This is a genomic window from Microcystis sp. LE18-22.4A (assembly GCF_027531105.1).
In the GTDB taxonomy this organism is placed as follows: domain Bacteria; phylum Cyanobacteriota; class Cyanobacteriia; order Cyanobacteriales; family Microcystaceae; genus Microcystis; species Microcystis aeruginosa.
Genome location: NZ_JAPZRB010000163.1, coordinates 1 through 10326, shown reverse-complemented (window position 1 = coordinate 10326; position 10326 = coordinate 1). Strand labels below are relative to the sequence as shown.

Genomic DNA, 10326 nt, shown 5'->3' with positions numbered 1-10326 from the left:
ACTAGAGCGATTTCGTCAATTCCTAGTCTTTTTAATTTCGATAGGTCTGTCTCTGTAATTTCTTCAGCTATGTCCTCTATCATTCTTTGAATCTCTTCTTCCGTTACGTCATTTCTTCGACTAACATTTAAAATATCTCCTTCTTTTAATTGTTCGAGTATATTCTCGGCTAGTCTTTTCGTATAGGTTCGTTTCTTGGCGACAAAATCTAACTCTTCGCTAAAGGGTTTCTGACAATTATCGCACTTAAATTGACGACGATTAACTTGTAGGTATACTGGTTGACCTGAGATTGGTAAATCTTTGACTAAATGTCGATGATTTTGGTGGAGTTTATCGCTCTCTAAGCCACAATGAGGACAGGTTGCTTTTTTATTTTTCGATTCGACTGGTCAAACTATACCGATATTTTCTAGGTGTCGATAGCCTTGAATAGAGGTTCCTTCTAGGTTCAAAAATTTGTCAAGTATCATAAGTAAAATAATCTCGTTTTTGGCAATTATATCAAATTTTAACTCAATTGTCTATCTTTTGGTATTAACCTGTTTGTGCCTTAAGTCCTTCCCTGTATGGATTTCAGCTACTTTTGCGCGTAGGTACTCTCATCGAATTTTATTTTAAGTTAATTATTTGCATAACAATTCCCGAAGAGCCATAAAAATTATCATTAGAATCTAGGAATTTTTCTAAAAATCCTAACTGAGACAAAAAGATTAAAGGGTAAGAATTGAAAACAATTTTCATAGAGATTACCATTTTTTTTCTCTATCTATGTCTTCTGTAGTAAGATAAGAAAAATCGATTCTCATTAATTCTAAAATTTTCAAGAACATTTCTGTATCCATTTCCATGATTTCTGCGGCTTTATGAAGACTGATGATGCGAGAAACTAAAGCACCCACCACAAAAATAAATTGTTCTTTTTGTTCAATATTATCAAATAATTGAATTTCGGCAGCGATTTCTTGAAAAGTGGTCGAAGTATTCATTGTCTTGCTAAGTTTCATCAATTAAGACATATCTAACTTAATTTTAACGCAAAATCAACCCAACAAACTCCCCTGACCTCAATCTTTTAAATTAACGTCTTTGGATCATTTCATCAATAGACAATAAATAAAGTGCATTATACTTTGTTAATGCACCCAACAATAAAAGCGATCGCAATTGAATATTTTAATCAGTTATTTCTTGAGTTTCTTCATGCCAAAACCTAATCCTAATAAACCAAAACTTAACAAGCTTGAAGGTTCAGGAATATTTACTACAATGGGATTTTGAGTAACATTCACCGTACCACTACTGGTAAAGCTTAATCCAGTTACGAAAGCAAGAGGATTAGTAGGATCAAGCATTTCCATTGTGTCAATACCGCTAATACGGAAGCTACTAAAGCCCAGAGCATTATAGTCTAATAAGTTGAAGGTTGTTCCAGCTGTCAGAGGAAAACTACCAACACCGCCTGGTAATTCTAGGGTGAAGCTACTGTCTCCATTGGGTAAGGGAGCGGGAATTAAAACGGAAGCAAATAAGGCATCTCCTGTAACGGCATAATCATAACCTACTGCGACATCGGGATCGAAGAAGAAGATTTGACCCTGGACTATAGCAATACCGAAAAAACGAAAACCATCGGGATTAGTGGGGTCTAGAGGTAAAAAGGGACTTTCAAGAGTACCATCACCTATTGCTATATCTATTGGTACTACAGACATAGAGGCTTTGCTAGGTAATGCGGTCACTCCCAATAAGAGGGCCGATGTCATAGCGACCGATAGAGATTGTAGCAAGGGTTTAGTTGATTGATTGGGTTTAATTGCCGTTTTCATCCTAGAATAATCCTTAGTTGAACTTAAGTTACGTTTAAGGGTACTACAGGCTTTTAATCGTTGACAATCCTTTAAAATAGGATTTTATCGGGAGTTTTGTCGGGGAAATTTTCCTGAAAGTTGGTAAAAGTGGGATTTAGTTGGGCTATAATAAGCAAAAGTCTTTTGCTGTGTCGATTGTATGAATGTCACAGAAGTTTTACAACTGATTGATGAACGTCTTATTGAGCGAGATAAAAAGCCGCTAAATACTATCCAGAAGGCTATTCTTGAAGGGAGTTGGCAAGGACAGAGTTATCAAGAAATAGGTAACGAATATCACCGCAGTGAGACTCATATTAGAGAGGAAGGCGCTAAATTATGGAAGCTTTTATCAGAGGTTTTAGAAAAAGATATAAAAAAATCTACTTCCCGTTCTGTCTTAGAAAGAGTGTATATTAAATCTTCAGAAAATTCTTGTGTAATTTATAATGTCAATAGTAATTATAACCAATTTTGTCCTACAGAAAATACAAGATTGTCTAACGAAAATGACTTAAATAGTAATAATAACTCTCAATCTGAATCAATCTATCATGAGCTAACTTTTGCTGCCCAAATTATTGACTTTTATGATCGAGAAAATGAACTGGCAACAATCTCGAACTGGGTATTTAAGCAAAATACTCGCTTAATTGCCGTTTTGGGATTATGGGGAATAGGAAAAACCACCCTAGTTAAACGATTTATTGATCTCAATTTAGAACAATTTGAAGTGGTGATTTGGAAAAGTTTAAAATTTCCCAAGTCTTTAGATTTATGGCTAAATGATTTATTGAATACTTGCCAAAAAGAACCAAAAGAAAGCACCGATAACAAAATCCAGCAATTGTTAGAAGTTCTAAGCAATCATAAATGTTTAATCGTCTTAGATGATTTTCAAAATCTCTTTGCTGTTGGTCAAATGGCGGGTAATTATCAACCTGAATATAGCAGTTATCAACATTTTTTAAAACTGATTGCAGAAATCCAACACCAGAGTCATTTTATTCTCATTAGTCAAGAAAAATCGGCGGAAATGAACTATGTTAATCAAGAAAATTCTCCCATTCAATGCTTAGAATTATCAGGATTTGAAGCGATTGATTTTCTTAAAAATCAAGGTTTACAAGATGAAGAAAGATGGTTAGAATTAATTCAATTATACGAAGGTAATCCTTTTTATTTAATCGATATTGCCGTTTTGATTAAAGATGTTTTTGATGGCAAGGTTAATGATTTCTTGGCAGAAAATAGCTTAGTTATTACTAACAAAATGCAGTCTCATTTAAAACAAATTTTTGGTCGCTGTTCTCCCCTTGCCCAACAAATCGCCTTAGAATTAAGTAAAGTTGATCAACCTTTATCGAGAGAAGATTTAAAAAATAACTTAGATTTATCTGCCAGTGATTTAATCAATGGTTTACAATCCTTGCAACAACGTTATTTAATTCAAAGGGAGCAAAACCGATTTCAATTATCATCTATTTTTAAAGAGTATATCAAAAGCGATTGATTGTAATACTTCTTCAAGAAGATCGAGTCTGAAAAAGAACCCTTCCAACCTCTCAAACTGATTGGTAACGATTGGATGCAATCAGCGATATTGATAGCGACGTGTGAGATTATTCTTGAGATAATAAATGGCTGGTTATAATTAAATTAACAATGGATTTTAGGTTCGATCCCCCCTTAGTCCCCCCTTAATAAGGGGGGCATCTGATAATTTTTAACGTCTACCTAATTATAAGGCCGATGTCTGATAACTGTTAACTGAGCGCTGAATTTAACTTCTTAAAGAAACTTGGAACTGTTTAACTAAAGCTTCTCGCACTTTTGTCATTAAGGGTTCCACATCTTCATCGGTTAAAGTTCGATCGCTGGCACGATAGACTAAACTAAAGGCCAAACTACAATGATTTTCTGGTACATTCTGCCCCTGATAGCGATCGAATAATTCGACTTTTTCTAAGAGATTACCCCCAGCATTTTTGATAGTTTTTGTCAATCTATCTACGGGTATATCTGTGGAAACAAAGAAGGCGATATCTCGTGCCGCCCCCGGATAGGTAGAATAGACCTGTAAACGTGGGGTAATTTTGGCACTATCGCTAAGAGTTGCTAACAGGATCGGGAACTGGATTTCAAAGGCATAAACTGCCTCAATTAATCCCTTTTGCTGACGCAATTGCGGGTGTAGTTGACCGAATATACCTAGGCGTTGTTTGCCAATCCATAAAGATGCTGTTCGTCCGGGATGAAAACGCGCATCTTCGGCATCTTTTTCGTAGCTTACTGTCAGCGAAAGGCGATCGAATACTGCTTCTAAAATCCCTTTTGCTTCATACCAAGTCATGGCCACCTCTTTACCCGATCGCAGCCAACGTCCGGCCGGGAAGAAATCACCGCCAAAAATACCAGCAATTGCATCGTATTCGTTGATATTATCCGATTCTAAGCGGAAAACTCGCCCGATCTCGAAGCCATTTAAGGCCCCGTTACCCTGAGACTGATTATACTCAAACGCTTCGATTAAACCGTCTAGGAGATTAGTCCGCAAAGCAGAATACTCGACAAAAAGGGGATTAGCGAGGACAACTTCCGCTAATTCCGGTTTAACGAGGGAATACTGGACTAATTCCGTCAAACCGACTGCGCGAAAAGCTTCCCGCAGCCGACGCTGTATAGTTTCCTCAAAGGATAATCCTCCGGCTGCGGTTTTTGCCGGCAAAGTATCGACAAAGCGATCGTATCCGTACAGTCGCGCCACTTCTTCAATTAAGTCAATTTCTCGTTCTAAATCCCGATAACGGTAGTCTGGCACTGTCACAGTCCACAGAACAGGATTTTTCGAGGTTAACTGCAATTCACAGCCTAAATTGCCTAAAATCCGTTCCACATCTTCGGCGAGAATTTCACCGATCGCACCATTATCTAGGGTCACTTGACCCAGTAGCTGCTGCAAACGTTGTAAACGCAATTCGATCGAACCCCTGGACCGTTCGGCGCGATAATCAGCTTTAACCTGACTGCTGACAGTTCCCCCAGCTAACTCTAGAATCAAATCGATCGCCCTTTGACAAGCATATTCCAAAGCGGCGGGATTAACACCGCGTTCATAGCGTCCGGAAGATTCGCTGCGTAAACCCTGCGCTTTTGAGGAACGACGGATAGCGATCGGATCGAATAAAGCCGACTCTAGCACAAGATTAACGGTTTCCTCGTTAACTTCCGTCTCTTGACCTCCCATCACCCCCGCTAAAGCTACAGGCTTGTTATTGGCAGTAATTAACAAATTAAGCTCTTTTAAGCTTCTTTCCTGGCCATCAAGGCTAATAATTTTTTCCCCTTCCTCGGCAAAACTGACCCCAATAGTAACGGATTTACCTCCGGCAAAACTTTGTAAACGATCGCGATCGAAAGCGTGTAAGGGTTGTCCCCACTCCAAGAGGACATAATTAGTAATATCGACCACATTATTGATCGATCGCAATCCGGCAGCCTGTAAACGCTGTTGCAACCATAGCGGAGATGGGCCAATTTTTACCCCCTCGATCACCGTACCAATATAAGCAGGACAGGCTTTATTTTCTGATATTTCCAGCGTTAAATCTTTTTTAGGGGAAAATTCTCCTAATTTGACTTTTGGTAGGCTTAATTCTCCTCCTGTCAAAGCCGCCACTTCCCGCGCGACTCCGATCATACTCAAAGCATCGGCGCGGTTAGCGGTGGGAGAAATATCTAAAATCACCTCATCGAGTCCTAAAAGGGGACGAACATCTGTACCTAAAGGGAGATTTTCCTGGCTAAAAATGTGGATTCCTTCAGAATCCTTAGTTAATCCTAATTCTGCGAGGGAACAGATCATCCCTTCCGATTTTACCCCCCGCAATTTAGCTGGTTTAATCGTTAAATTGATTTTGGCTAAATAGGTTCCCAAAGTAGCCACGGGAACTAGAATATCAGCCCTAGCATTGGGCGCACCACAGACAATTGTACTAGGGTTTTCCTGACCGATATCCACCTGACAGACACTTAGTTTATCTGCATTGGGATGGGGTTGGCGATCGATAATTTTACCAATAACCACACCCTTTGCCCATTCTCGGCGATCCTCGATCTCTTCCACTTCTATTCCCGCAATTGTCAATAATTCGGCTAATTCTTGGGGAGATTGGGCTATTTTGACTAATTCTCGTAACCAGTTGATCGAAATCCGCATCGTTAATTCTTGCTTGCCGTTGGTTCTTAACTATTGTAAACCGTGGGTAGTCAATGATTTAGAAATTAGGGCCGATCGGCTGTTAAAATATTAAGGGGCAAGATGGAAGGCCTGTGTAAATAACCGCTCATTTTCCTTGGCCAGGGGTGATATTATCTTGGAACAGATTACCGATAATTTGGGGAGATAATCAGTAGTTAGCTATCTATATCAAAAAGGATTATTGATGCCACCCGATCAAATAGAAAACCTCCTCAAGGGAATTTTGAGACAATACCAAAGTTCTTTTAGTGACAAAATCTATGGAGAAGAAAATGATGATTATGATTCGCTTATGAGGGTATTTGGAATTACTCCTAGTTTAAAAAGGGAAAATCGTCAGTATTGGGGCAGGGAACTAGGAATGTGTTGGCAACGTCTGGTGACAGAAGTTTTTAAGGCTAATTGTTTAGATTATCAACCAGCTTTAAAGATTGCAGATGATCAACCTTGTGACTGCATTTTAGGTAGAGATGCCATTGATACTAAATATAGAATTGGTTCGGGAGATTCTGGCACACTTAAAAAGTTTAAACAGTATGGAAAACTATTACAGGCAAGAGGACTTAGACCTATTTTACTGATTGTGCGAGAGGATAACTTACCAGCAGCGATTAAAGCTTGTCATCTGGGGGGCTGGACTGTTTTGCAGGGCCAACAAAGTTTTGATTATATACTTGATCGCAGTGGGTTCGATTTGCTGAAAGCTTTTGATAAATTTTCTGAAACACAGGAGTTTTATATTGCCCGATGAATATCTCAAAAAGATGGCAACTTCTGCACGGTGATTGTAGAGAACTTCTCACTTTACTAGAAGAATCTAGTATATCTTGTGTGATCACAGATCCACCCTATAATTATGAGTTCATTGGCAGAAATTGGGATCATGATGAAATCCAAAGACGCAGAGAACGCATTCAAAACAGTTCCACACTGGTAAAAAATATTCCCTATGGAAGTGGGTTAGCTGGTGGGGTTCGCAATGAGCGTTGGTATCAACGCAATCGCGAAAATGTGGTCAATTATATTGAATGGGCAACAGATTGGTCAAAGGAACTAATGCGTGTTTGTAAAAGGGGGGCTGTTGTCGCTGTTTTTAGTAGCACAAGAACACTAGCTCATATTCAGATTGCTCTTGAAAATGCCGGTTTTTATGCTAGAGATGTGCTGGTTTATAGACGACATTCAGGCATTCCCAAAGGATTAAATATTGAGAAAAAACTTGACAAAATTGGTGATACTAATGCTCAACAATGGCAAGGTTGGCATACTTGCCTGAGAAATGAATGGGAAGCTATAGTTATTGTGCAGAAGCCTCTAAAAAACAATTATATTGAAACTATACAAATGACTGGATTAGGTCCCTTCAAAGCTATACTAAGTGACGGCTCTTTTCAATCCAATATTTTAGAGGGCTTTTCTAAAGGACGGGATGAAAATTTTGATGAGCATTGTACGATTAAACCTTTATCATTGATTAGAAAACTGCTCGAGTTATTTCTACCACAGGATAACAGTCATATAGTTCTCGATCCTTTTGCCGGAACGGGTACAACTTTAATTGCCGCTCTAGAATTAGGTTATCAGACTATTGGTATTGAAATTGAAGATCAGTATATTGATATCATTCAACAACGTTTGGGGGAATATTTTGGCAAGATCGGACAAGAATTTGAGGTATTTGATTAGTCAATCAAAAAGTTAACAATAATAACCGCTACGGTAGAAAATCGGCTCGACAATAAATCCCTCGGAGAATTAAGTAGCCACGGGAACTAGAATATCAGCCCTAGCATTGGGCGCGCCACAGACAATTGTACTAGGGTTTTCCTGACCGATATCCACCTGACAGACACTTAGTTTATCTGCATTGGGATGGGGTTGGCGATCAATAATTTTACCAATAACCACACCCTTTGCCCATTCTCGGCGATCCTCGATCTCTTCCACTTCTATTCCCGCAATTGTCAATAATTCGGCTAATTCTTGGGGAGATTGGGCAATTTTGACTAATTCTCGCAACCAGTTGCTCGAAATCCGCATCGTTAATTCTTGCTTGCCGTTGGTTCTTAACTATTGTAAACGGTGGGTAGTCACCGCGACCGGGTTGACAGGAAAGATCGCTTTCAGGTTTGCTGGGGATACTCATTTTTAAAAGTTGCCTTCAGCCAATTATTATTATAGACTATAAGTTACATGGAGTAAGAAAATCGATGAGGAAAGCAATCAGTCTATTTGCCTGTGGTGGAATTGGAGATATGGCTCTTCGCTCTGGGGGATTTGAAGTTGTAGTGGCGAATGAATTATTGAAAGATCGTGCAGAAGTATTTAAATTTAACCACCCAGAATCATTAATGATTATTGGGGATATATGGGATAAAAAAAATGAGATAGTTGCAGAAACAAAGCAGCGACTCTCTGGACAAAATTTAGACATTGTTTTTGCGACTCCTCCCTGCCAAGGTATGTCTAGAAATGGCAGAGGTAAGCTGCTTAATTCTATTCGTAAAGGCTCAAAAAATGAAATCGACCAGAGAAATTTATTAATCATTCCCACCCTAGAAGTTTTTCTGGCTAGTGGAGCAGAAACACTGGTCATGGAAAATGTGCCAGAAATGCAAAATACTTATATACCCTTGACCGAGAAAGACGATTACTTAGTAAATATTTTATGTTATATAAAACAGCGTATTGGTGATAAATTTTTGAGTTCGATTAGCATTATAGATTTTGCTGATTATGGAGTCCCGCAGAATCGTCAACGACTTATTTCAATATTTACTAAAAATGAGAAACTGAAGAATTATTTAAAAAAGAACAATTCTCTTTTTCCTAAACCAACTCATAGTAAAGAAGGATTAGAACTTCCTAGATGGAAAACTGTTCGAGACGCAATAGATCATTTACCACCACTTGACTCTCAACGAACAGAAACTGCTAAATCAGATGATATACCATATCACTATGTACCCCTATTAGATGAAGAAAAATATTTTTGGATCAGTAATACACCAGAAGAAAAAAGTTCATTTGATAATCAATGTATTAACCCTGTTTGTAGATATAATGGTAATCCAACACACAGCGCACGCAAAAATAATGAAGGAATTAATAGAGCTAGTACAGAAACCCCCCTTTACTGCCTTAAATGTGGACACATTCTTCCTCGTCCATGGGTTAAAGAAGATGGAAAATACAGGTTGATGAAAGGTTATACCAGTGCCTATAAAAGAATGAGTTGGGACGCACCAGCCAGTACAATTACACGAAATCTCTCCTATGCTTGTAGTGACAATAAACTACATCCTATTCAAAATAGAGTATTATCTCTGTATGAAGCAATGATTCTTCATACAATTACCGAATACCCATTTTCATGGAAACGGGCAGATGGCAAAAGAGTTAGTGATAAACTAATTAGAGAGTTAATTGGCGAAAGTATCCCACCTGCTGGATTACAAAAAATATTTGATCATTTAGTATCCATCCTCAATGATGATTGTTCTCTTGAGGAGCAAATCAAGGAAAAATATGAGCAGCTCTGTCTATTTTGAAATTAAATTGTCTTTGTTATATTTGTTGACAAAATTAATATATCTATTGTCATTCTTGATCATAATCCAGTTTTTATACATTTTCTTAACGCCTTGTCGTGACATAATTGAGACGCTAGTTGTTCTTCCACCGCCTTCTTTTGGCTGAACAATTTTCCCCCAATCATTGTCAGTTAAGTTGTTGCCAAAAAATACAGCAACTATCTGAGGTATAGTATTCTCAAAATCCCAGAGAATGCCAATAAGATTGTTAGTTTCTCTATGGTGAGCCTTCCAATCATAGCTTTTCATTACCTCGATTCTTGTGTCTCCCATATCGGGTTTTTCTTTTCCAGTCTTCTTTAATTCCCTTGGTGTAGGAACACTGCCACAAGTGGCTTTAACCTCTACTCCCCCATTAGCAAATGGACTAAATGGAGACTTATCTCGCATTCGTCTTTCTTGGGAAAGTTGTTCAAAAAAAACTTTGCCATTTTTATCCATTAACAGCAAATCTGGATAGCCGTCTTGATGCGGATTGTTGATAAATAGGGCTTGCTGAATAAATCTAAAAACCTTGTTGGATAAGACTTTTGGACTTTTTTCCCCTCAAAAAGTACCAGATATGGGAGTGATCAGGGGTAAATTCAGGGACTTTTTCCCTGAAAATTAGGTAATTGACCCC

At 38.3% G+C, this 10326-nt stretch carries 8 protein-coding genes and 2 pseudogenes; 4 read left to right on the top strand and 6 right to left on the bottom strand.

Going from position 1 to position 10326, the window contains the following annotated elements; all coding sequences use genetic code 11:
- The 3 genes and pseudogenes from O9295_RS07425 to O9295_RS07415 all read right to left on the bottom strand — a co-directional run.
- Positions 1–473 (bottom strand): annotated as a pseudogene (locus O9295_RS07425) (transposase family protein); the annotation flags it as partial.
- Positions 474–749: 276 nt separating this feature from the next.
- Positions 750–989, bottom strand: a complete 240-nt coding sequence (locus O9295_RS07420; protein WP_147073572.1) for a hypothetical protein — start codon at positions 987–989, stop codon at positions 750–752.
- 195 nt (positions 990–1184) lie between these two features.
- Positions 1185–1829, bottom strand: a complete 645-nt coding sequence (locus tag O9295_RS07415; RefSeq protein ID WP_147073569.1) for a PEP-CTERM sorting domain-containing protein — start codon at positions 1827–1829, stop codon at positions 1185–1187.
- 181 nt (positions 1830–2010) lie between these two features.
- Between O9295_RS07415 and O9295_RS07410 the strand changes: the two genes are divergently transcribed.
- Positions 2011–3363, top strand: coding sequence for a helix-turn-helix domain-containing protein (locus O9295_RS07410; RefSeq protein ID WP_288032538.1), 1353 nt, complete (start codon positions 2011–2013; stop codon positions 3361–3363).
- A gap of 270 nt (positions 3364–3633) precedes the next feature.
- On the opposite strand, the gene pheT is transcribed toward O9295_RS07410, so the two are convergent.
- Positions 3634–6069 (bottom strand): phenylalanine--tRNA ligase subunit beta, encoded by a 2436-nt coding sequence (pheT, locus tag O9295_RS07405; protein ID WP_288032537.1) that lies wholly within the window; start codon positions 6067–6069, stop codon positions 3634–3636.
- A 226-nt stretch (positions 6070–6295) separates the two neighbouring features.
- Here pheT and O9295_RS07400 point away from each other — a divergent pair, with 226 nt between their 5' ends.
- Both O9295_RS07400 and O9295_RS07395 read left to right on the top strand, forming a co-directional pair.
- Positions 6296–6862, top strand: coding sequence for a restriction endonuclease (locus O9295_RS07400; RefSeq protein WP_288032536.1), 567 nt, complete (start codon positions 6296–6298; stop codon positions 6860–6862).
- Positions 6859–7797 (top strand): DNA-methyltransferase, encoded by a 939-nt coding sequence (locus O9295_RS07395; protein ID WP_002737308.1) that lies wholly within the window; start codon positions 6859–6861, stop codon positions 7795–7797. Before O9295_RS07400 ends, O9295_RS07395 begins: the two co-directional genes overlap by 4 nt.
- 72 nt (positions 7798–7869) lie before the next feature.
- Here O9295_RS07395 and O9295_RS07390 read toward each other — a convergent pair.
- Positions 7870–8151, bottom strand: a pseudogene (locus O9295_RS07390) (phenylalanine--tRNA ligase subunit beta); the annotation flags it as partial.
- A 170-nt stretch (positions 8152–8321) separates the two neighbouring features.
- Here O9295_RS07390 and O9295_RS07385 point away from each other — a divergent pair.
- Positions 8322–9662 carry a DNA cytosine methyltransferase gene (locus tag O9295_RS07385; RefSeq protein WP_288032535.1) on the top strand — a complete coding sequence of 447 codons (1341 nt, stop codon included), beginning with the start codon at positions 8322–8324 and terminating at the stop codon, positions 9660–9662.
- Here O9295_RS07385 and O9295_RS07380 read toward each other — a convergent pair.
- On the bottom strand, positions 9654–10145 hold the full coding sequence (locus tag O9295_RS07380; RefSeq protein WP_288032534.1) for a bsaAI: 492 nt from the start codon (positions 10143–10145) through the stop codon (positions 9654–9656). The two genes, O9295_RS07385 and O9295_RS07380, sit on opposite strands and share 9 nt — an antisense overlap.
- Between the last annotated feature and the right edge of the window lie 181 nt (positions 10146–10326).

Excerpts from the sequence above, each read along its gene's own strand:
- O9295_RS07380 (WP_288032534.1), bottom strand. The coding sequence starts at position 10,145 with ATGGATAAAAATGGCAAAGTTTTTTTTGAACAACTTTCCCAAGAAAGA.
- O9295_RS07420 (WP_147073572.1), bottom strand. The coding sequence starts at position 989 with ATGAATACTTCGACCACTTTTCAAGAAATCGCTGCCGAAATTCAATTA.
- O9295_RS07415 (WP_147073569.1), bottom strand. The coding sequence starts at position 1,829 with ATGAAAACGGCAATTAAACCCAATCAATCAACTAAACCCTTGCTACAA.
- pheT (WP_288032537.1), bottom strand. The coding sequence starts at position 6,069 with ATGCGGATTTCGATCAACTGGTTACGAGAATTAGTCAAAATAGCCCAA.
- O9295_RS07385 (WP_288032535.1), top strand. The coding sequence starts at position 8,322 with ATGAGGAAAGCAATCAGTCTATTTGCCTGTGGTGGAATTGGAGATATG.
- O9295_RS07410 (WP_288032538.1), top strand. The coding sequence starts at position 2,011 with ATGAATGTCACAGAAGTTTTACAACTGATTGATGAACGTCTTATTGAG.
- O9295_RS07400 (WP_288032536.1), top strand. The coding sequence starts at position 6,296 with ATGCCACCCGATCAAATAGAAAACCTCCTCAAGGGAATTTTGAGACAA.
- O9295_RS07395 (WP_002737308.1), top strand. The coding sequence starts at position 6,859 with ATGAATATCTCAAAAAGATGGCAACTTCTGCACGGTGATTGTAGAGAA.